General features: G+C 49.5%; 17 protein-coding genes and 2 tRNA genes. 11 read left to right on the forward strand and 8 right to left on the reverse strand.

Going from position 1 to position 20,159, the window contains the following annotated elements:
- Positions 1–153 precede the first annotated feature (153 nt).
- The 3 genes from OOT00_RS11920 (at position 154) to cls (ending at position 2,460) form a co-directional block, all read left to right on the forward strand.
- A tRNA-His gene (locus OOT00_RS11920) sits at positions 154–229 on the forward strand.
- 11 nt (positions 230–240) lie between these two features.
- A tRNA-Arg gene (locus OOT00_RS11925) sits at positions 241–317 on the forward strand.
- A 718-nt stretch (positions 318–1,035) separates the two neighbouring features.
- Positions 1,036–2,460 carry a cardiolipin synthase gene (gene cls / locus OOT00_RS11930; protein ID WP_265425602.1) on the forward strand — a complete coding sequence of 475 codons (1,425 nt, stop codon included), beginning with the start codon at positions 1,036–1,038 and terminating at the stop codon, positions 2,458–2,460.
- Here the strand turns inward: cls and OOT00_RS11935 are convergent.
- The gene (locus tag OOT00_RS11935) at positions 2,412–2,726 is read right to left on the reverse strand and encodes a hypothetical protein (RefSeq protein WP_265425603.1); all 315 of its coding nucleotides are present in this window, start codon (positions 2,724–2,726) and stop codon (positions 2,412–2,414) included. The genes cls and OOT00_RS11935 overlap by 49 nt on opposite strands.
- Positions 2,727–2,853: 127 nt before the next feature.
- Between OOT00_RS11935 and OOT00_RS11940 the strand changes: the two genes are divergently transcribed.
- Positions 2,854–3,516 carry an endonuclease III domain-containing protein gene (locus tag OOT00_RS11940; RefSeq protein WP_265425604.1) on the forward strand — a complete coding sequence of 221 codons (663 nt, stop codon included), beginning with the start codon at positions 2,854–2,856 and terminating at the stop codon, positions 3,514–3,516.
- Between the two features lie 42 nt (positions 3,517–3,558).
- On the opposite strand, the gene moaA is transcribed toward OOT00_RS11940, so the two are convergent.
- From moaA to OOT00_RS11960, 4 genes are all read right to left on the reverse strand, one after another.
- On the reverse strand, positions 3,559–4,548 hold the full coding sequence (gene moaA / locus OOT00_RS11945) for a GTP 3',8-cyclase MoaA (protein WP_265425605.1): 990 nt from the start codon (positions 4,546–4,548) through the stop codon (positions 3,559–3,561).
- A complete protein-coding gene (moaC, locus tag OOT00_RS11950) occupies positions 4,545–5,027 on the reverse strand; it encodes a cyclic pyranopterin monophosphate synthase MoaC (RefSeq protein ID WP_265425606.1) in 483 nt (160 codons plus the stop codon). The genes moaA and moaC overlap by 4 nt, the downstream gene beginning before the upstream one ends.
- A gap of 36 nt (positions 5,028–5,063) precedes the next feature.
- The gene (locus tag OOT00_RS11955; protein WP_265425607.1) at positions 5,064–5,426 is read right to left on the reverse strand and encodes a molybdenum cofactor biosynthesis protein MoaE; all 363 of its coding nucleotides are present in this window, start codon (positions 5,424–5,426) and stop codon (positions 5,064–5,066) included.
- 126 nt (positions 5,427–5,552) lie between these two features.
- Positions 5,553–6,101, reverse strand: a complete 549-nt coding sequence (locus OOT00_RS11960) for a hypothetical protein (RefSeq protein WP_265425608.1) — start codon at positions 6,099–6,101, stop codon at positions 5,553–5,555.
- Positions 6,102–6,465: 364 nt separating this feature from the next.
- Between OOT00_RS11960 and OOT00_RS11965 the strand changes: the two genes are divergently transcribed.
- From OOT00_RS11965 to OOT00_RS11980, 4 genes are all read left to right on the forward strand, one after another.
- Positions 6,466–7,221: a basic amino acid ABC transporter substrate-binding protein gene (locus OOT00_RS11965; protein ID WP_265425609.1), complete on the forward strand. Its 756-nt coding sequence runs from the start codon at positions 6,466–6,468 to the stop codon at positions 7,219–7,221.
- A 393-nt stretch (positions 7,222–7,614) separates the two neighbouring features.
- Entirely contained in the window at positions 7,615–8,289 is a 675-nt protein-coding gene (locus tag OOT00_RS11970) for an amino acid ABC transporter permease (RefSeq protein ID WP_265425610.1), read from the forward strand.
- Positions 8,290–8,382: 93 nt separating this feature from the next.
- Positions 8,383–9,954, forward strand: coding sequence for a Na+/H+ antiporter NhaC family protein (locus OOT00_RS11975; protein ID WP_265425611.1), 1,572 nt, complete (start codon positions 8,383–8,385; stop codon positions 9,952–9,954).
- 289 nt (positions 9,955–10,243) lie between these two features.
- The gene (locus OOT00_RS11980) at positions 10,244–11,704 is read left to right on the forward strand and encodes a catalase (protein WP_265425612.1); all 1,461 of its coding nucleotides are present in this window, start codon (positions 10,244–10,246) and stop codon (positions 11,702–11,704) included.
- A 106-nt stretch (positions 11,705–11,810) separates the two neighbouring features.
- On the opposite strand, the gene OOT00_RS11985 is transcribed toward OOT00_RS11980, so the two are convergent.
- The gene (locus OOT00_RS11985) at positions 11,811–14,333 is read right to left on the reverse strand and encodes a mechanosensitive ion channel family protein (RefSeq protein WP_265425613.1); all 2,523 of its coding nucleotides are present in this window, start codon (positions 14,331–14,333) and stop codon (positions 11,811–11,813) included.
- Between the two features lie 455 nt (positions 14,334–14,788).
- Between OOT00_RS11985 and OOT00_RS11990 the strand changes: the two genes are divergently transcribed.
- The 3 genes from OOT00_RS11990 (at position 14,789) to OOT00_RS12000 (ending at position 17,902) form a co-directional block, all read left to right on the forward strand.
- Positions 14,789–15,580 (forward strand): enoyl-CoA hydratase/isomerase family protein, encoded by a 792-nt coding sequence (locus OOT00_RS11990; protein WP_265425614.1) that lies wholly within the window; start codon positions 14,789–14,791, stop codon positions 15,578–15,580.
- A gap of 412 nt (positions 15,581–15,992) precedes the next feature.
- Positions 15,993–17,294 carry a phenylacetate--CoA ligase family protein gene (locus tag OOT00_RS11995; RefSeq protein WP_265425615.1) on the forward strand — a complete coding sequence of 434 codons (1,302 nt, stop codon included), beginning with the start codon at positions 15,993–15,995 and terminating at the stop codon, positions 17,292–17,294.
- 176 nt (positions 17,295–17,470) lie between these two features.
- On the forward strand, positions 17,471–17,902 hold the full coding sequence (locus OOT00_RS12000; RefSeq protein WP_265425616.1) for an ACT domain-containing protein: 432 nt from the start codon (positions 17,471–17,473) through the stop codon (positions 17,900–17,902).
- A 71-nt stretch (positions 17,903–17,973) separates the two neighbouring features.
- Here the strand turns inward: OOT00_RS12000 and OOT00_RS12005 are convergent, their stop codons facing one another.
- A complete protein-coding gene (locus OOT00_RS12005) occupies positions 17,974–18,339 on the reverse strand; it encodes a histidine triad nucleotide-binding protein (protein ID WP_265425617.1) in 366 nt (121 codons plus the stop codon).
- A gap of 44 nt (positions 18,340–18,383) precedes the next feature.
- Positions 18,384–20,159: an N-acetylmuramoyl-L-alanine amidase gene (locus tag OOT00_RS12010; protein WP_265425618.1), complete on the reverse strand. Its 1,776-nt coding sequence runs from the start codon at positions 20,157–20,159 to the stop codon at positions 18,384–18,386.

Below are 20,159 nucleotides of genomic sequence, written 5' to 3' on the forward strand. Positions count from 1 at the left end.
AGAAGGTCGAACGCCATGGAATCCTGTATGAATTAGTGCATAAGGCCTTCCGGGTCAAGATTTCCTTTTAAAAGGTCCTTTCTTTTTCCGGATGAAAGAAAAAAAGCCTTGCATTTTTTTACCGCCACAGATATAAGCAATCTCGTTTTTGTGGTGGGTATAGCTCAGTTGGCAGAGCACAAGGTTGTGGTCCTTGGGGTCGAGGGTTCGAGCCCCTCTACTCACCCCATAAAAAACTCTGCGCCCGTAGCTCAGCTGGATAGAGCGTCGGACTTCGAATCCGCAGGCCGGGGGTTCGAATCCCTCCGGGCGCGCCATAAAAAGTAAGGGTTTACAGCTTAGAGCTGTAAACCTTTTTTTTATTGTTTTTAATTAATCCCAGTTTTTCAACTGACGCAGCTGGAATTTATCGGAACAACTTTTGGATTCAGAATGGTATTCTGCAAGGTTTACGTTTCTGAAAAATGACAAGTCACCTCCACTCGCACATCTGCAGCCTTCCACCGTCCCGCTGCCATCAATCAATCCCGTACCGATCCGCCTGTTCTGGATACCCGAAATATGCGGATTTCCATAAGGGATTTTTAATCATAAAAAACCGCCCCGCTGTGGGAACGTGCTTTGGTTTTTTATGAATCAGGGCTGATTAAAAAAGATAATAATCACTGTCCGCTGTGCACGAGACGAACCGGTTAGTACAAATTCTGGCTGTTCCCGTAGACAAGGCCGGACCTGGTACCGGCGGAAAAGGCTTTGTCACTGTTGTCGGCAGCGGGCAAGGAGGACTAAAACCGGCCATCGTCAGTCGGAACGCTTTTCCTGTAAAATGAGGACAGGGATGGACAATGAGCCGTGTACGAAACCTGTCCCCACGGTTTCGTGTGAGGGTAGTGCTGGGGTGGTTACTTACCGGTGTACTGGCAGGGTTAAGGATTGTATTTCTTATACTCATTATATAGATACAATAGTACTATTGGGTGAAAGGCTCGCTGCGCGTCATTCCTTTTCCTGCTTATGAACTGTCTGGATGGGTATATGCTTACGCTGATTGCTGTTTTGGTTACCGTTGTGGAGGTTCTGGCCATTCTCATGGCGATTCATGCTGTGATGTATGCCAGAAGTTCCCAGGGGGCAGTGGCTTGGGTGATTGCACTGATCACTTTTCCATGGCTGACGCTGCCCTTTTACTGGGTTTTCGGAAGAAATAAGTTTCATGGTTATCTGGAGGCTCTTCGGCAGGGCTCCCTGGAAAAAGCCCGTGAAGTGAAGGAGCAGATAGAGACTCTGGAAAGATACCGTGCGTTTTCTCCTGAAGATCAGCCGGACACATACCGGCTATTTGAAAGTCTTGCACGAGCACCTTTTACCCGTGGCAACAAGGTTCGGCTTCTTGTGAATGGGAAGGCTACATTTGAAGCCATTTTTTCAGCCATAGGAGAAGCGGAAAATTATATTCTGCTGGAATTTTTTATTGTGCGGGATGACGCTCTGGGCCTGCGACTGCAGAAGCTTCTCATGGAAAAAGCCAGGGCAGGCGTCAGGGTGTATTTTCTCTATGATGAGATCGGCAGTCGTAAACTGAAAGCCGGGTATGGTCGCAGGTTGAGGGATGCGGGTGTGCAGTTCCGGCCTTTTTTTACCCGCAGGGGTTTTTTTAACCGGTTTCAGCTGAATTTCCGCAATCATCGTAAAATTGTTGTGGTGGACGGCAGGGAAGCTTTTGTGGGCGGGCATAATGTGGGAAGGGAGTATCTTGGGAAAAGCAGGAGGTTCGGTTTTTGGCGGGATACCCATATGGGCGTACGGGGGCCGGCAGTTCTTGCGGTCCAGCGGGTGTTTGAAGGGGACTGGTATTGGGCCACAAGAGCGACACTTTCTCTGCGTAGGGATCCGGAAAATGAAGAGGGGATGGGTACCCCTCTTCTGGTTCTACCCACGGATCCTGCCCACAATCTCGAAGCATGTTCCCTTTTTTTTGTGAATGCCATTCTGGCTGCCAGAAAAAGAGTCTGGATTGCAAGCCCCTATTTTGTTCCCAACGATGCTGTGATGCAGGCCTTGCAGACAGCCGCTCTACGGGGTGTGGATGTACGTATTCTGCTTCCATCCCGTTCGGATTTCTGGCTGGTTCATCTGGCCGGTTATGCCTATCTGCAGAAACTGGCCATGGAAGGCATTCGTATTTTTCGGTATCTTCCGGGGTTTTTGCACCAGAAAGTGATGCTGGTGGATGATCAGTTTGCAGCCGTTGGTACGGCCAATGCCGATAACAGATCCTTTTATCTGAACTTTGAAATCACGCTGATTGCAGCGGACTCAAAAGTGGCGGAGACTGTCGGGGAGATGCTGCAGAGAGATTTTAACGTTTCCTGTGAGGTCAATGCTCAAAGCCTGCCAAAACCTTTGTGGTTTTATCGTTTTGCCGTTCGTTTTGCAGGTCTCTTTTCTCCCGTGCTGTGATCACCGGGAGAGCTCTGTCCATTATTATCTTTGTTTTCCGATGGAGGGGAGCGGAAGGTACGAATCCGGAAGAAGGAAATGATGGCAAAGGTAATACTGAGCAGTATGATGAAATTGGCGGCAAAGAAAAACAGGATAAAGTAGCCCGGTTCTTCAAGGTGGTAGGCAATTCGTAGCACCAGTATGCCGAACAGGGCAAAAGCAAGGGACAGCAGGATGAGAAAGCCGTAAAAAAGCTGGTAACCGGATGCAAAGAAAAATTTCATGATGGGCTCCTCTCTTGCGGGTTGTGACATCATTTTGTCCTGCATCTGACGCCATTGAAATGGACAGTCTGGCTGATACACGAAAATGGGCTGCAAGGTCACGTTTTTTCTTAAGGAATGGAGTACAATGTCCGGTTCGAACTTTTGTATTCATCGTTTCATGGAAATTTTGAAGGAGGCTTACAGGGAGTGGAATGCTCCTGTCATAAGTCTTATGGCGGCAACGGGTGCAACGCCTTTCGGTGTTCTTGTGGCAACACTTCTTTCCCTGCGGACCAAGGATGAGGTTACGGAAGCAGCGGCACGGAGACTTTTGAGCAGGGCAGATACTCCTGAGCGTATGCTGAATCTGGGTGAGGAGCGTATACGGGAGTTGATTTTTCCCGTGGGGTTCTACCCGACCAAAGCCAGGCGACTTATGTCCATCGCTGCCATTCTCGTGGAAAAGTATGAAGGCGGTGTTCCGGATTCTATGGAGGAGCTGCTGGCCCTGCCGGGGGTGGGGCGCAAAACAGCCAATCTTGTTCTGGTGGAAGGGTTCGGTATTCCAGCCATTTGTGTGGATACCCATGTTCACCGCATTTCCAACCGACTGGGCTATGTGGAAGCCCCTACGCCGGAAAAAACGGAAATGGCACTCAGGGCCAAGCTGCCCCTTGAGTACTGGGTTGCCTACAATGAGATTCTTGTGGCTTTTGGTCAGACCCTCTGCCGACCAGTCTCCCCATGGTGCAGCCGGTGTCCTGTGGCTGCCCTTTGTCCGCGTAAAGGGGTAGAGCGCTTCCGCTGAAAGACTGTGTGTTTCCCCAAAAGCAGGTACAGGCTTTTGGGGCTATCCGCCGATTCGTATCATAGCCGTGTCAACCTGATCTGCGCTCTCCGGGTTAAAGTGATGTTCCGCGCCTTTATGCTTTAGACTTTCCCGTAATATTTCCTGCAGTCTGCTATTGGGTACTCCCCGGCGCAGGGGGCCTCCTATGTCCATGCTTTCATCGGAAAGAAGGCAGGGCCGCAGGCGTCCATCGGCAGTGAGTCTGAGGCGGTTGCAATTGTGGCAGAAATGTCTGCTCAGTGCCGGGATGAAGCCGATTTCTCCGATGGCTCCCGGAAAGGAAAAGCGGCTTGCAGGACCGTCTTCGGCTTCGCTGCTGATGGGTGAGAGAGGGCCGAGGGGTTCCAGAATCTGTCGGATTTCGGGTACCAGTATGGGGCGGTGGTTCCTGTTGTGGCGATGACCGATGGGCATTTCCTCAATGAAGCGGACACTGACGGGCCATTGACGGGCAAGGGAGGCCAGTGGAAGAAAATCTTTTTCATTGATTCCCCGAAGGGCAACGGCATTGAGTTTGATCCGGAAAGAACCGGATTCAACGGCTCTTTCTATCCCTTCCCACACGGTATGGAAGCAGTCTTTGCCTGTGATGCGGGCAAATTTGCCGGGGTCCATGGTATCCAGACTGATGTTGAGTTGATGAACTCCGGCCTCCTCGAGCTGATTAAGGGTAGAAGCCAGCCGTACACCATTCGTGGTGATGGCAAGACGGCGGAGACCCGGAAGTTTTCCCAAATGATTCAGAAAAGAAAAGACGCCTTTTCGAATCAGGGGTTCTCCGCCCGTAATGCGTATTTTACGGATTCCCATATCAAGGGCTGTCTGAGCAATTACAAGAATTTCCTCAAAGCGCAAAATATGCTGATGGGAAAGCCTGGGATTGGGTTTTTCGGGAGTGCAGTAGAGACACCTAAGATTGCAGTGATCTGTTATGGAAATGCGCAGATAGGTGACGGGCCTGCCGCATCCATCCTGAAGAGGTAGGGTCACAGGCTGCTCCGTACAAACATGCCGGACTTTCCACCCTCTTTTTCCATAAGCCGTATGCCGGAAATCTCCATGGTTTTGTCCATGGATTTAGCCATATCATAGAGGGTGAGAGCGGCGGCGGCTACGGCTGTTAACGCTTCCATCTCCACACCGGTTTTGTCAAAGGTTTTCACTTCTGCCTCAATGCCTATGCAGTTGTGGTTTCTGTCTGTTGTAAAATCTACACGGATTCCTGTCAGAATAAGAGGGTGGCACATGGGAATGAGCTCTGCCGTGCGTTTGGCAGCCATAATGCCCGCAATGCGTGCGGTTTCAAGAACATTGCCTTTTCTTCCCTGACCGGAAAGGATTTGGCTGAGGGTTTCCGGTTTCATATGAATGGAGCCTTCTGCTCTGGCGCGTCGGAGGCTGGGTTGTTTATCGGATACATCTACCATCCGTACCCGTCCTTCGTTATCAAGGTGTGTCAGTTCGGACATTGTTTTCCTTATGCCTCTGTCTGGTCTGTCGGGGAGTTAAAAGAATTCCGTTTTTTGAGTGGCTTCTTTTTTGATCGATTCCAGTGTGGATGTGAGAGCATGGATCACGTGTTCACGGATATCCCCTGCCACAACGATGTACATGACATCATCTCCGACTTTCAGAGGCTTGTCTTTGAATATATGTACAAGTACATCCAGGATGCCGGGCATGGCTTTTGCCTTATGGATAATTTCCGCCAGGCGGGAGGAATCCACGCTGACCCGAAGTCCCGTAACTTTTCTGCCATCGCGACTGGTCTCACGTACTACGCCATTGTGGCAGAGAACCATGCCCGCTTGGGGAAAACGCGGATTCTTTTTGATTTCATTCAGAAGATCCTGAAGCGACAGTGTCATAAGGTCTCTTTCTGCTCTTGCGGATGAAGGGGAGGAAACACCCCGTTCTGCTTGACCGAACGCAGGAACGGGGTTTGCCAGTTGGATGATGGTAACAGAGTTTTACCATCGTAATCTCTATGACTTTTATTTTTTAAAAGAACGGGCAAAAAGATCGGCTATGGCAGCGCGTCCCTCATCGGTCAGATGCCGTGTTCCTGTGGCGGCAAACGTTGTATGGGTAATGACCGGCGCTTCTTTTATCCACTGGTTCTGTTTCCATGAGAACCATTCCATGGATTTCTGATCGTATACGGAAAGGGGGCGGTTAAAAAACTTGGCCAGCTCCACTCCCCAGCCCGTGCCTCCTTTTACGGTACCGTCATCCTGGATCCACCCTACGGCCAGTACCTGATGACCATGGTTAATGGTGTGAAAGAGCAGCTGCATGACCTTACGTATGGTGTCTGCTTTGGTATAGCCACGACCCATGCGTTTGGAAACAATCTCCATGCTGACATCTCCCTTGGCCAGGGTCGTTTCATCAAGAACCTGCATGGCATTACTGCGTTCGATGGAGCGGCCAGGCCATGAGTAATGAACTTCCTGAATACCATAGCTTTGAGCAAGGCGACCAAATTCGCTTTCCGTTCCCTGATGACCGCTGGTATAAAGAGTGGTTTGGGACTGTGTCATGGAGCCTCCGTGGAATGAAATGGGTAGGGGACAGGGTATTCACCGGCAATGATCCGGGCTGCCTTGCCAGCGAACAGACAGTTGGGTATAAAATGTACGGACAGCAGCAAAAAAATCAAGCGTCATTTGGATAAAGTCAGAAAATAAAGCTGAAACATGGACATGCAGGCACAGGTTTTGGGTCAAGGGTCTGACCATTTGACAACCTATCGGATCCCAAGAAGAAAGTCGCTTGACAAGAAGGGGTCAGACGCTTAGTAAGTCCTTTTACACTGAAACGAGATACTTTCAATTCTTTTCTCAGAGCTGTTTTTACGGAACTCTGAATTTTTCCTGAAACCCATATCTGTGCGGAGGAGGTAAAATGATAAAGCGGTGTGGAACAATTGTATTGGTAAGTCTGATGATGCTGGTCTGGGCGGGGGCTGCGATGGCCGAATGCCGTACCTGGACTCAGATTCAGTCATCCGGATTTTTTATTGTGGGCACCAGTCCGGATTATCCTCCTTTTGAGAGCATCGATGATAAGGGAAATATTGTTGGTTTTGATATTGATCTGATTCGCGCTGTTGCGGAAGAAATGGGTCTTCAGGTCAGACTGCAGGGTATGGGGTTCGATTCCATCCTTATTGCTGTGCGCAGCGGTCAGGTTCAGCTTGGTATGTCCAGCTTTTCAGTGACGGATGAGCGCAGAGAAAGTGTGGACTTTACCATTCCCTATTATAAAAGCGGACAGGTGGTTCTTGTGAACCCTGATTCCGGTATCCGGAGCATTGAAGACCTGAAAGGAAAGGTCGTATCCGCACAGATCGGGTCCACAAGTGCCGAAGCGGCTCAATCCATTGAGGGAGCAACTGCCCGTATTGTGGATGATGCCAGTACCGCTGTGATGATGCTTCGGAACAGAGCTTCCCATGGTGTTGTGCTGGATGTGGCTATAGCAGAAAATTATGTGCAGCGATTTGGCTTTGTTCAGCTGGACGAAGCACTGAATTATGAAGAAGTGGCTGCGGTAATCCGCAAAGGATGTCCGGAATTTCTTGAGGCTCTGAATGTTGCTTTTGAACATGTTATGAAGTCTGGCAAACTGGATGAGTTGCGGGAAAAGTGGAACGTGTAAAAACAGAATTCACCTAGAAAATGAGGTGGCCTGGTAAGCCATGTGATGGCCCCTGAATTCCCCCTGTGTCTGATTCGGGCTCATGGGCCATCTCAGCCTGGGGGCAAGGTTCATTCCCCCAGGCGATTGGATACCTGCCTGAAAAAGGGCGTTGTATGGTACTGTGTATGGTCGCATGTTGATTGACTGTACGTTGCTCCCGATGGAGTTTTGAATTCGTTTTTTCACCATCAAACGATTATGTCGTAATTTTTGCAGAAACGGGTACTTAATGCAGGCTTTCATCGGGTAATAGGCTTTTTCGCTTTTTTTTGTATCGGGCCTGGGCATGAAACGAAGCTGAGGTATTCCGAAGAGTACATTTTGTATTGATAAGAAGGGTATAGACAGAGTATGGAGTTGGATTTTGCGCTGCTCTGGCAGCATAGGATGTTTCTGGTTAAAGGGGCAGTGGTAACAATTCAGCTGACGCTGGGGGCCATTCTTCTGGGGTTTATCCTTGGCTGTGTGGCCGGTATCGGCCGGGTTTCCCGGAATACCACATTCCGAATTGTCAGTGGGATTTATGTCTATGTCCTGCGGGGAACCCCCATGTTGCTGCAGATTTTTTTTGTCTATTTCGGGGTGCCCCAGATTTATATGGCAATAACGGGTAACAGCATGACTCCGGATCCTCTGATGGCCGGAGTGATCGCCCTCGGATTCAATTCCGGTGCCTATGTGGCAGAGATTGTCAGGTCAGGCATTGAAGGTATTGCCAAAGGGCAGATGGAGGCAGCGCGTTCTCTGGGCATGACCCATGGGCAGGCCATGCGCCATATTATTCTTCCACAGGCCTTTCGAAGAATTATTCCACCCCTCGGTAATGAAATTATCATTCTACTGAAAGATTCCTCTCTGGTTTCTGTCATTGGTGCTGGTGAGCTGATGTATTCTGCAAGGGTCATGGGTGCGCGGTACTATGATTATGTGCAGTTTCTTGTGGGAGCAGCGTTGATTTATCTTTTACTGACCTTTGTGATCTCTCAGCTTCTTGCACTGCTGGAGCGTAAATTAAAGGTGGCCTAGAAAAGCAGTCTGCGGAAGTCTGTACACCAAGGATGGAATTTTTCATGACCTGAGGAAAGGAAGGCTGCTTTGATGCGGCTCTGAAATACTGCTATGGAACTGATTGCTTACGATACTTCGGCGTGGTCCCTGTTGCCTCCTGCCATTGCCATTATTCTGGCAGTCCTTACCCGGAGAGTTCTGATCTCTCTGGGCCTGGGCATTATCACGGGCGTACTGATGCTCTGCGGTTTCTCTCCGGGAGCAGTTCTCTCTTACCTTGGCTCCATTGTTCTTTCCCTTTTCTGGGAAGACGGCGGAGTGAATACCTGGAATGTTTTTATTGTTTTGTTCCTGATTTTGCTTGGTATCATGACTCGGGCCATTGCCCTTTCCGGTGGTAGCCGTGCTTTTGGTGAATGGGCCATGGAGCGTGTAGCCTCCCGCAGGGGAGCCCGTATGCTGACGGCCATTCTTGGTGTGTTTATTTTCATTGATGACTACTTTAACAGTCTGGCCGTGGGCTCCATCAGCCGACCCGTGACGGATCGTTACAGAATTTCCAGGGCAAAGCTTGCCTACCTTCTGGATTCCACGGCTGCACCTATCTGTGTCATTTCACCGGTTTCAAGCTGGGGGGCCTATATTATTGCCCTGATAGGCAGTGTGCTGGCTGCCCATTCCTTTATGGCATCCCATTCTCCCCTCGGTACCTTCATGTCCATGATACCCATGAACTATTATGCGATTTTTTCCCTGATGCTGGTTTTTTTTGTTGCCTGGACAGGGCGGTCCTTCGGACCCATGAGAATTCATGAAGAAAGGGCATTAGGCGGGCAATTGTATGATCCGGACAGAACACCTATAGCGGGGAATATTGAAGCGGTGGATGACCAGGGCAAGGGATCCGTACAGGATCTTGTGCAGCCCATTCTTGTGTTGATTCTGGCTACAACAGCAGCCATGATCTGGACCGGAGCCAGTGAGATGGGTGATGAACCCTTCACTCTTCTGGGAGCCTTTGAAAACACGGATGTGGCAAAATCCCTTGTCTATGGTGGCCTTGCCGGGCTGGCAGTGACCTTCGGTCGAATGGTGCTGGCCGGTCATGGTGCCCGGACCTATGCTTCCGCTCTTGTTGAGGGGACACGGGCCATGCTTCCGGCTATCTGGATTCTGCTGTTTGCCTGGACTATTATCATTGTCATTAAAGCCATTCAGACCGGTGTTTATCTTGCTGGAATGATAGATGGCACCATTCCCATTGCCCTGATTCCCGTACTGGTGTTTCTGATTTCTGGTGCAATGGCCTTTGCCACGGGTACGAGTTGGGGGACGTTCGGTATTATGCTTCCCATTGCCGGAGATATTGCAGCAAAGGTAGCACCTGACCTGCTTCTGCCTGTTCTGGCCGCTGTTCTCGCAGGTGCTGTCCTCGGTGACCATTGTTCCCCTATTTCCGATACGACAATTCTGAGCTCAACGGGGGCCTCCTGCCATCATATGGACCATGTGCTGACCCAGCTTCCCTATGCTCTTTTTACCGCAGCCATTGCCGGGGTAGCTTACCTGATGCTTGGCTTCACGGGGAGTGTGGGGTTGGGTCTTCTGGTCGGCGTGGCTCTTCTGAGTCTGGCAGGATTCTACGTGGTTAAAAACGATGTGGGAAGAATCGAAGAAAATTGAATTCTGTTTTGTGTAACGGGGTCTTTTTCAGGTAATCTTCCATAGATTCCCGTTTAAGTGGCGTTACCAAAGAGGCAGGTTTTTCATCATCCTGAACTGTTCGGGATATGAGAAAGACTTGCCTCTTTTTTGTGTTTCTGCCACTGTAAAAAATCTCTTTACAGCTTTTTTTGACCTGAATAGTCCGCTGATATGTGTTTTTTTGACTTTGTATGTTTTCGTGCGGACTATAGTTTTTGTTCCCGGTTTTCTTGAGGCACCCATACTTTATACCAAAGGAGAAGGATGCATGAAAGATGACAAAAGAAAACTGACAACCAATGGAGGAGCTCCCGTACCCGATAATCAGAATGTGCTGACAGCAGGTCCGCGGGGCCCCATGCTTCTGCAGGATATCTGGTTTTTGGAAAAGCTGGCGCATTTTGACAGGGAAGTGATCCCGGAGCGAAGGATGCACGCCAAAGGTTCCGGCGCCTATGGGACTTTTACGGTAACCCATGATATCAGTTCTTATACCCGGGCAAAGGTTTTTTCTGAAGTGGGTAAACAGACCGAATTGTTTGCCCGTTTCAGTACGGTTGCCGGCGAGCGGGGTGCTGCGGATGCGGAGCGGGATATTCGTGGTTTTGCACTGAAATTCTATACGGAAGAAGGAAATTGGGATCTCGTTGGTAACAATACGCCGGTCTTTTTTTTACGGGATCCTTTGAAATTTCCTGACCTGAACCATGCTGTGAAAAGGGACCCCAGAACCAATATGCGCAGTGCCACAAATAACTGGGATTTCTGGACGTCGCTGCCGGAAGCCCTCCATCAGGTTACCATAACCATGAGTGACCGTGGTATACCTGCCAGCTATCGTCATATGCATGGCTTTGGAAGCCATACTTTCAGTATGATCAATGCCACCAATGAGCGTTTCTGGGTAAAGTTTCATTTTAAGACCCAGCAGGGAATTCAGAATCTTACGGATGCGGAAGCGGAAGCTCTGATCGGAAAATGCAGGGAAAGCCATCAGAGGGATCTGTATGAGAGCATTGAGAACAGGGATTATCCCAGATGGACCTTGTTCATACAGGTTATGCCGGAGAAAGAGGCTTCTTCCTGCCCATACCATCCCTTTGATCTGACCAAGGTCTGGTCACATAAAGATTATCCCCTGATTGAGGTTGGGGTGATGGAGCTGAACCGCAATCCGGATAATTATTTTGCGGAGGTGGAGCAGTCGGCTTTTAATCCCGCTAATGTGGTGCCGGGTATAGGTTTTTCTCCGGATAAAATGCTGCAGGGCCGTCTTTTTTCTTATGGTGATGCCCAGCGCTACCGCCTAGGAGTCAATCATCACCTGATACCCGTGAACAAGGCTCGTTGCCCATTTCACAGTTATCACCGGGATGGAGCCATGCGCGTGGACGGAAACCATGGCAGTACTCTTGGATATGAACCTAACAGCTACGGAGAGTGGCAGGAACAGCCAGATTATTCAGAACCTCCCTTGAGTCTGGAAGGTGCGGCTGATCACTGGAATCACAGGGATGACGATGATTATTATTCTCAGCCGGGAGCCCTTTTCCGGCTGATGACGCAGGAACAGCAGGAGATCCTGTTCGGCAATACGGCCAGAGCCATGGGAGATGCCCCCGCAGAAATCAAGATGCGGCATATCGGAAACTGCTTTAAGGCCGATCCAGCATATGGGGAAGGTGTTGCCAGGGCAATGGGCATCCGCCCGGACCAGATTTCACGATAAGACGGATTGAATGGATTTTGAGATTTTTGCCGGCATCCTGCATACCAGGATGCCGTTTTTTGTGGAAAAAAGCCTGTTGTTTGCAGAAAAAATGCAGGCTACCTCTTCAGAGAAGATGCGGAGGATCCCTATCCTGTTTTTTTTCGGTCGGATCCGAAAGGGTGTCTTTTTGAAGGCTGGCTGCTTTCTGCATGTCAAAGCGATAGTCTGACCGTATGTGCAGATCATTCTGAGGAAAGGGAATTTCTATATTTTCTTTTCTGAAATCATCGGTGATCTGGAAGCGGATCTGGGTTTCAACCCTGCGGAAATGATCAAGGGTGCTCCAGAAGCGAAGACGGAAGATGAGTGCAGAGTCGCCAAAGTTCATAAAGTGAACATCCGGCGCAGGGTAGGTGAGCACATGTTTGGTGTTGTTGCCAATTTCCAGGAGAACCTTTTCCACTTTACGGACATCGGAGCTGTAGGCAACGCCGATATCGATATTTCTCCGGATACGCTGGTCCTTGAAGCTCCAGTTGATAAGCCGTGAGCTGATAAAATCAGCATTGGGAATAATGAGTGTGGCATTGTCATAGGTCTGGACTACTGTGGATCGGACGTTGATACGCATGACAGTTGCCCATATGCCGTCAATCTCAATGACGTCGCCTACCTGTATGGGCCGTTCAAAAAGCAGAATGATACCACTGACAAAGTTATTGAAGATAGCCTGAAGGCCAAATCCGAGGCCCACCCCCAGTGCACCAAAGGCAACGGTAAGGGTTGTGGTGTTCAGTCCGAACACATGAAGGGCCGCAAGGATTCCAATGCCCCAGATCAGATATCCCAGCAGGGTGAGAATGGAAGCCTTGAGCCCCTGCTCCATCCCGCTTTCCATAAGAATCCGTTTTTCTACAAAAGCTCTGAAAGAACGGGTGATCATAAGGGTTATGATCAGTACGCTCAGGGTCTGTATGAAGCGCAGAAGGCTGAACTGCATGTTGCCAAAGGTAATGGGATAGCTGAGAAGACCGGAAATCAGAGGCAGTATGTTCTCGTGCAGGCGCCAGGCTTTGGCGATGAGGAGTATGGGAAGGGGGATAAGGACAAAGGGCAGGGATTGAATGCCCATACGTTTGAAGAACAGGGCATTGGCAGCTGTTTTATCATCGGAACTGAGTGCTTGCGGAGGTGTCCATTCTTTGATGGCGGCCAGTAAAAGAATATAGGCTCCTATGGCAATAAAAGTGACACCCCATCCCCAGTACCAGAAAAGGGCAAAGGTGCCGTATCCAAAAAGCTCCAGCAGCAGAGCTCCTATGGCTATGGCTTTGGTGCTGATGTGAAGGCCAATTTTGGGAATTTGAGAACTTTGTTCTGGGGCTGGCTTAGCCCACCCGGACCAGAAACGGAAAATGATCATTGCGATGAATATTTCCATGCTCAGTCTTGCAACGAAAAGGAGAGGACTGGAGGGTGGGAAAATCCAGATGGACACCAGCAGTACCGGTACAAAAACAGCCTGTGCCCGTGTGAGATGGCGAAGCAGGATCATGACTTCCGGGGAAGGGGATGGCCGGTTTTCCTTCTGGCATGCCTGTTGAAAGGCAGTGAGCATTCTGAAGAGCGCCAAGAACCACATAAATGAGGATGCTGTTTTGAAAAAGCCTGTGGCAGACAGAATGGCAAGACTCCACATGCAGCCTTCCATGGCAATGGCCATTACCATGAAGGGCAGGGTGCGGCGTGTGGATTCCAGAAGGACAGTCCGCCAGCCTTCAGGGTAGAGGCGTTCCATTTTTTTAAGTTGTGTGAGCAGTCTCAGAAAAAGGGGTAAAAGAAAAAGGGTTGCAATGAGAAGGCGGATGGCAATGGTGGGAGAAATTTGCAGCAGAGGGCTGATTTCCGACTGCCAGAATTCCGGAGAAAGAAGGCGAAAGACATTTTCGCGAATTTGAAGCAGGATGGCAAGGGGTGTGCTGGGGTCCAGCAGAGCGCGGAATCCTTCCTGTTTCTGAAAAAGTTCAATGGCTCTCCGATCTCTCAGTGTTTTCTGCAGGCTCAGTGACAGCTCTTCCGTATCCTGACGGAGCTCCCGTATCTCTGTTTTTCTTTCGTGTAATCGTTTTTCCATTTGAATGATCAGATCATGTTTCTTCTCGAGGAGAGTGATAAGGGCGCTCAGGGCACTTCGCACTTCCTCTGCCGCAGCACTGCTATCTTCTTCAGGACTAAGGGACTCTTTTTGTTCATGGGTAATTTTCTGCCGGTTTTCAGTTTGCATACGGAGGTTTCCCATCCGTTCCAGCTGCCGCTGTATGCGCTGGAGATGGTTGTCCATGCTGGTAATGGATGCCTGCTGATCAGCCCTTGCTCTCTCAAGGTCTGTTATGGGGGTATGGGATGCAAGGATGAGATTGCGATGCGATGCTGCAAGGATGCGGAAAGCACGTATTTCCGACTGGGTAATGGTATCCAGTTTTTGTTCATGTTCGATATCTCTGGAAAGTTCTTCCAGAATTTGGGTTTCGTCCTTTACCGATGCTGTGAGAGAAAGGGACAGTTCTGCAAGGGGAATATTCGTGAAGCCATAGGCCCCGTTACCGGAGAGGAGAAGGGATAGCAGGATAAGAATCCGGAGAACCATGGTGCTCCCTGGGCAAAAGTTGGGTATTCATGACATGGGTAAGTTATTTTTTGGGTCAGCCTTTTGAAGAAAGACGACTTTGATATAAGCATTAAACGTTGAAAAAATAAATGGGTTCTGTATTTTTTACCAGAAGACTCCTGATTTGCCACTGTTTCATGTTCTGAATGGATGGAAGGATACTCTTTTCTGTGTTCCATGAACACCCTGTCTGATGGGTCCTCAAAAGCATGTGTTTATTCATAATCATATATGATATGAATGTTTTATCAGCCTTGCATCATACGATACACGGCGCTTGGCGGCAGTGGCTGGACTTTTTGCGGGGCCATGGTATTTGACAAGACACTTTTTTTGTTTTACGCCTGATATAAATATGCCAGTAATACGTTCAGCTGCTGTTCCCACTGGATTCTGGTGCTTCGGAGGTGGGTTTATCCAACAAGGAGGAAAGTATGGAATACGAAAACATTGTTTATTCATCTGCAGATGGTGTCGCAACCCTGACCTTCAATCGTCCCAAGGCATTGAATGCCTTGAATGCGGCTCTACTGACAGAATTTTCCAGCTGCCTTGATGCCATTGATCAGGACGAAAGTATTCGGGTTCTGATTCTTACGGGAAGTGGTGATAAAGCCTTTGTAGCCGGGGCTGATATTTCTGAACTTGCCAAACTCGGCCCTCTGGATGCCAGGTTTTTCTGCCAGCTGGGCCATGATGCCATTGGTAAGTTGCAGAATCTTTCCATTCCTGTCATCGCCGCCGTGAATGGATTTGCCCTTGGTGGCGGTAGTGAGATGGCCCTTGCCTGTGATTTCATCTATGCTTCTGAGTCTGCAAAGTTCGGGTTGCCTGAAATTACTCTGGGCATTATACCCGGTTTTGGCGGTACCCAGCGACTACCCAGGCTGGTGGGTAAAAATATGGCCAAAGAGATGATTTTTACAGGGAAAATGCTCTCCGCTGAGGAAGCCATGGCCATCGGTATGGTAAATAAGGTCTGCCAGCCTGAAGAACTGATGGAGGCGGTAATGAAAACCGCAAAGGGTATTGCCGCCAAAGGCAGGGTTTCCCTGCGGGCTGCAAAAGCAGTTGTGAACAGCGGCATGGATGTGGATCTTGCGACAGCGTGCCGAATGGAAATCGATGCCTTTGCCCTCTGTATGGCCAGTGCAGATGCAAAGGAGGGGACCACGGCTTTTCTTGAAAAACGCAAACCAGTTTTTACGGCTGGACTGAAGGGATAGGCATGGAATAAAGAAGCTTGTATCTGTAGTTTGAATTCTGTCTTGTCATCTGATCCGCTTTGATCCGGCAAAATCTGTAAGCAGTACCAGAAATAAACGAAAATGAGTTGATGGATCGCCCAAGGGTATTGACAAGTTCTACAGGGGCAGGTACATTCCCGCTGAATTTTATTCGGAGGGAAGGATGCGGAATCGAATATATTATCGGGCAGGTTCTCTCTTTTGTAAGTCTGCCCATGTAAAGTGATGCTGAGCATTCTTTGTTCGGTCTCCATTCCAATGGGCAGACGTACTCCGTTTATGCCGCCCATGGAATCGGAATAACAATAAGGCTGTGGGAGGATCGCTCCCGCAGCTTTTTTTTGTATGGGCGTATCCTTTCCCGGATGTGCGATGACAAGGAGAAAAGCCGATGATTTATGACATGGAGTTTGAGACTCTGCCCCGGGAAGCTCTGGAGGCCATACAGCTGAAACGTCTTCAGGCCACTTTGCAGCGTTCCTATGCAACTGTTCCTTTTTATAGGGAGCGTTTCCGCGAGTTTGGGGTGACACCTTCTGATATCCGAAGTCTGGATGACATGGAAAAGCTGCCTTTTCTGGTAAAACAGGACCTCCGGGACAACTACCCTTTTGGTCTTTTTGCTGTTCCCAAGGAAAATGTTGTGCGCATCCATGCCTCTTCCGGCACTACTGGCAAGCCAACGGTTGTGGGATATACGGCAAGAGATATTGAAACATGGGCCAATTTGATGGCAAGGGCCCTGTCCGCAGGGGGCGCCCGGCGTGGAGATATTATCCACAATGCCTATGGTTACGGATTGTTTACCGGTGGTCTGGGGGTTCATTATGGTGCGGAGAGACTGGGAGCCACCGTGATTCCGGTTTCCGGAGGGAATACCAAACGGCAGATCACCATTATGAAAGATTTTGGTCCTTCTATTTTAACGGCAACGCCATCCTATACCTTGCACCTTGCAGAAGTTGCCCGTGAAATGGGTGTTGATTTCAAAGAACTGAATTTCCGCCATGGTATTTTTGGTGCTGAACCCTGGAGTGAGGCCATGCGCCGCCAGATAGAAGGCGACCTCGGGCTTTCTGCTGTGGATATTTACGGGCTCAGTGAAGTCATGGGACCGGGTGTGGCTGTGGAATGCCATGAAGCGAAAGCAGGTCTTCATATTTTTGAAGATCATTTTATTCCAGAGATCATTGATCCGGAAACCGGTAAGCGCCTGCCTCCCGGAGAGGTCGGGGAGCTGGTTTTCACATCTATTACCAAAGAAGCATTTCCTGTTATCCGGTACAGAACAAGGGATATCACAAGACTGATTGAGGAACCCTGTGTCTGCGGACGTACTCTGATACGGATGGAGCGGATTTCCGGCCGTACGGACGATATGCTGATCATTCGTGGGGTGAATGTCTTTCCCTCTCAGATTGAGTCTGTTCTGATGACTATTTCCGAGGTCGAGCCGCACTATCAGTTGGAGGTGGACAGGGAAGACAGCTTGGATATTTTGACGGTTAAGGTCGAGATCAGCCAGAAACTCTTCACGGATGAGGTAAGAGGCCTTCAGAATCTGGAACGTATGATTGCTAAAAATATTAAAGAATATCTTGGAATTTCAGCGAAAGTTCGTCTTGTTGAACCCAAGAGTATTGCCCGGAGTGAAGGAAAAGCCGTGAGAGTTATTGATCGTCGGCGTATATGAAGCTAGTATGGCCTGTGATGATTTTTTTACGGGCCTTTCGGCTGGAAGGGTTGGCACATGAACTCCGGCTGTGTACGGCTTCTCCGATGGGGCAGGTAATGCAAGGCTTTGCCCCTTGGTGATTTCCAACATACGAGATACACGATCGTTCACAACGGTGATAAGGAGGATAGCTGATGAAGGTGGAACAGATTTCTATTTTTATGGAAAACAAGGCAGGTCGTCTTGCGGAAGTGACAGCCATCCTCAAGGAATCCGCTGTGAACATACGGGCTCTTTCTCTGGCCGATACAGCCGATTTCGGAGTGCTTCGCATGATAGTAGACGACACGGTACTGGCGGACAGGGTTCTTAAGGATGCGGGGTTTACCGTTGGTAAAACCGAAGTTGTGGCCGTGGAGGTGACCGATAGTCCCGGCGGCCTGCATGACATCCTTGAGATTCTGCGGGAGAAAAATATCAATGTGGAATATATGTATGCTTTTGTGCAGCAGAGCGGTGATAAGGCCGTGATGATTTTTCGCTTTGATGATGTGGACGGGGCTGTCACGCATCTGTCTGCCCGCGGTATTCCTGTGGTAGGAGGGAAGCGCCTGTACACTCTTTAAAGGAATGTCTTTCTGATATACCACGGATCCCGTCAGGGGTCCGTGGTGTTTTCAGTCCGGAAAGCAATGTATCACACGCTATGAGTTCCGGTTGCAGTTCGGGAAGTGGTTAACTTCCAGCCTCCTATGAGATGGAGATGGAGGTGAAAAACTTCCTGTCCCCCCCCTTTTTCCACATGAAACTGCAGTTTATAACCGCTTTCGTCGATTCCTTCCCTTGCCGCCATTTCTTTTGCGATATAAAAGAGGCTGGCGATCACTTCTTTGTGATTTTTCTGGATGTCATTGATGCTGCGGATGTGCTGTTTCGGTACAATGAGCAGATGGACAGGTGCCTTGGGGTTGATATCACGAAAAACAACAAGATCTTCTGTTTCCATAAGAAATTCTGTGGGTATCTGCCCGGCAATGATTTTACAGAAAATACAGTCTTCCATGCAAACTCCTTATAAAAATAGTGATCTTTTTATGAATCTGTTAATCAGGGATTGTCGGGGAAGTGTTCCCGTATGTAACGTCGGATACCCTCGACAATGCCATCGGCAATACGGCTCTGATATTGTGGATTAGTCAGTCTCTGGCATTCCCTCGGGTTGGTGATGAAGCCTGCCTCAATGAGAATGGAGGGCATCTGGGCACCCAGCAGTACATAAAATGGAGCCTGCTTAACTCCTTTATCACTGATATGACTGTAGTGGGGTTTGACACTGTCAACCATTCCCTTTTGAACATAGGATGCCAGTCTGCTGGATTCATTAATTTTAGCATTTTGCATCAGATCATTCAAAATGGTTTGTAGGTCACTGATGTTTTTGGTGGAAGTCGCATTTTCACGGGCTGCAACGGCAATGGATTCTTCGTCTGTTGCCAGATTGAGAAAATAGGTTTCAATGCCGTAGGCATTGCGGTTGATAGCCGCATTGGTGTGAATGGAGAGAAAGAGATCGGCTTTGTGCTGGTTGGCAAATTGCGTACGTTCCTCAAGGGTGAGGTACGTATCTCCTGTGCGGGTAAGAATAACGTCACATTGTAGCTCTTTTTTCAGTTTTTCAGCGAGTATCTTGGCGATCTGCAGATTGATGTCCTTTTCAAAAACACCTTTCACATGCCCAATGGCCCCGGGATCTTTGCCGCCATGACCAGGGTCAATGACGATCCGGCGGACACCGAGAGCAAGCTGACGCCGGATGGCCCCTCCATTTACGGCAGCGGGTACAGGGGGAGCTGCAGCCGGAATGCTTGCTGCGAGTTCCGCTTTGTCCGATGAGGAGGTGGTACCCCAGATATCGATAACCGTTCTGTGGGGATCAAAAAGCTGAAAAACTTTAAAATCTCTGGACTGGTCAAGATCCATGACCAGTCGGACCCTGTCTGCCGTATTGCGGGCGATACGGAGGGTTTTAACCTGAGGATCCTGGACGTCAATGGACGGTGTAAGGCCTTCCATAAGGGTTGCCAGTTTAAAATCAACATATACTCGGGGTGGAAGCCCTGTTGAACGGTCACGGTTAAGATCGTTGAAAGAGTAAGCAAGTTCACGGTCTGCATCCACAACAATACGGGTCCGGTTGGGATAGGTTTGGTAGCGGACACCCTGGATTTTTCCGAGATGGCTTGTGTCTTCTCCCTCTGCCTTGACTCTGGCCGGGGGGGGAGCAGGAACGGGCAGGGTCGCGGCTGGGGGGGCAGATGCTGTGGCAGCCGGTGCTGTTGTTACGGTTGTGGGCGTATCGGGACGTGTGGACCGGGTGGTTTTGAGAGGCACCTGTGCCGACGGTGGGGGGGCTGGCGGTGCAAGGGGGGCGTTGAGTTCTTTGAGTTTGGCAGAGGCCCTGAATTTATAACGGCTTTTAGGGCACTCATGAAACACCTTTTGAAAAAGGGCAATGGCCTGGTCCCTGTCCTCACGGCGTCCTGAAAACTGGGAAAGCCCCAGATAGACTTCAGCAGCCCTGTAAAGGGAGGCAGGAGCCCATCCGTCGTCAGGATCTTGATTATAAGCGTCCTTGAATGCCTTCGCAACATCTTCCCAGTGGGAGCGGTATTGTCGTTTTCCGGGGTCTTTCTGCAGATTCTGGAAGTCTCTGTCTGTCTGCAGGTAAAGATTCCGTACGGTTTGACCCCAGGAAGGGGATGTGGGGAATAAAAGAACAAAAACCATAAGGAAACAGAAAACAGAACCCCATAAAGGCCAAAAATTGCCCTGGGTGGATGGGTTTGCCGGGTATACCCTGATCCGGAGCTCTTTAAGAATCAT

The organism is Desulfobotulus pelophilus (genome assembly GCF_026155325.1).
GTDB classification, from domain to species: domain Bacteria; phylum Desulfobacterota; class Desulfobacteria; order Desulfobacterales; family ASO4-4; genus Desulfobotulus; species Desulfobotulus pelophilus.

Excerpts from the sequence above, each read along its gene's own strand:
- OOT00_RS12000 (WP_265425616.1), top strand. The coding sequence starts at position 17,471 with ATGAAGGTGGAACAGATTTCTATTTTTATGGAAAACAAGGCAGGTCGT.
- OOT00_RS11980 (WP_265425612.1), top strand. The coding sequence starts at position 10,244 with ATGAAAGATGACAAAAGAAAACTGACAACCAATGGAGGAGCTCCCGTA.
- OOT00_RS11995 (WP_265425615.1), top strand. The coding sequence starts at position 15,993 with ATGATTTATGACATGGAGTTTGAGACTCTGCCCCGGGAAGCTCTGGAG.
- OOT00_RS11960 (WP_265425608.1), bottom strand. The coding sequence starts at position 6,101 with ATGACACAGTCCCAAACCACTCTTTATACCAGCGGTCATCAGGGAACG.
- OOT00_RS11940 (WP_265425604.1), top strand. The coding sequence starts at position 2,854 with ATGTCCGGTTCGAACTTTTGTATTCATCGTTTCATGGAAATTTTGAAG.
- moaC (WP_265425606.1), bottom strand. The coding sequence starts at position 5,027 with ATGTCCGAACTGACACACCTTGATAACGAAGGACGGGTACGGATGGTA.
- OOT00_RS11975 (WP_265425611.1), top strand. The coding sequence starts at position 8,383 with ATGGAACTGATTGCTTACGATACTTCGGCGTGGTCCCTGTTGCCTCCT.
- cls (WP_265425602.1), top strand. The coding sequence starts at position 1,036 with ATGCTTACGCTGATTGCTGTTTTGGTTACCGTTGTGGAGGTTCTGGCC.
- OOT00_RS11970 (WP_265425610.1), top strand. The coding sequence starts at position 7,615 with ATGGAGTTGGATTTTGCGCTGCTCTGGCAGCATAGGATGTTTCTGGTT.
- OOT00_RS11965 (WP_265425609.1), top strand. The coding sequence starts at position 6,466 with ATGATAAAGCGGTGTGGAACAATTGTATTGGTAAGTCTGATGATGCTG.
- OOT00_RS12005 (WP_265425617.1), bottom strand. The coding sequence starts at position 18,339 with ATGGAAGACTGTATTTTCTGTAAAATCATTGCCGGGCAGATACCCACA.
- OOT00_RS11985 (WP_265425613.1), bottom strand. The coding sequence starts at position 14,333 with ATGGTTCTCCGGATTCTTATCCTGCTATCCCTTCTCCTCTCCGGTAAC.
- OOT00_RS11935 (WP_265425603.1), bottom strand. The coding sequence starts at position 2,726 with ATGAAATTTTTCTTTGCATCCGGTTACCAGCTTTTTTACGGCTTTCTC.
- OOT00_RS11955 (WP_265425607.1), bottom strand. The coding sequence starts at position 5,426 with ATGACACTGTCGCTTCAGGATCTTCTGAATGAAATCAAAAAGAATCCG.
- OOT00_RS11990 (WP_265425614.1), top strand. The coding sequence starts at position 14,789 with ATGGAATACGAAAACATTGTTTATTCATCTGCAGATGGTGTCGCAACC.
- OOT00_RS12010 (WP_265425618.1), bottom strand. The coding sequence starts at position 20,159 with ATGATTCTTAAAGAGCTCCGGATCAGGGTATACCCGGCAAACCCATCC.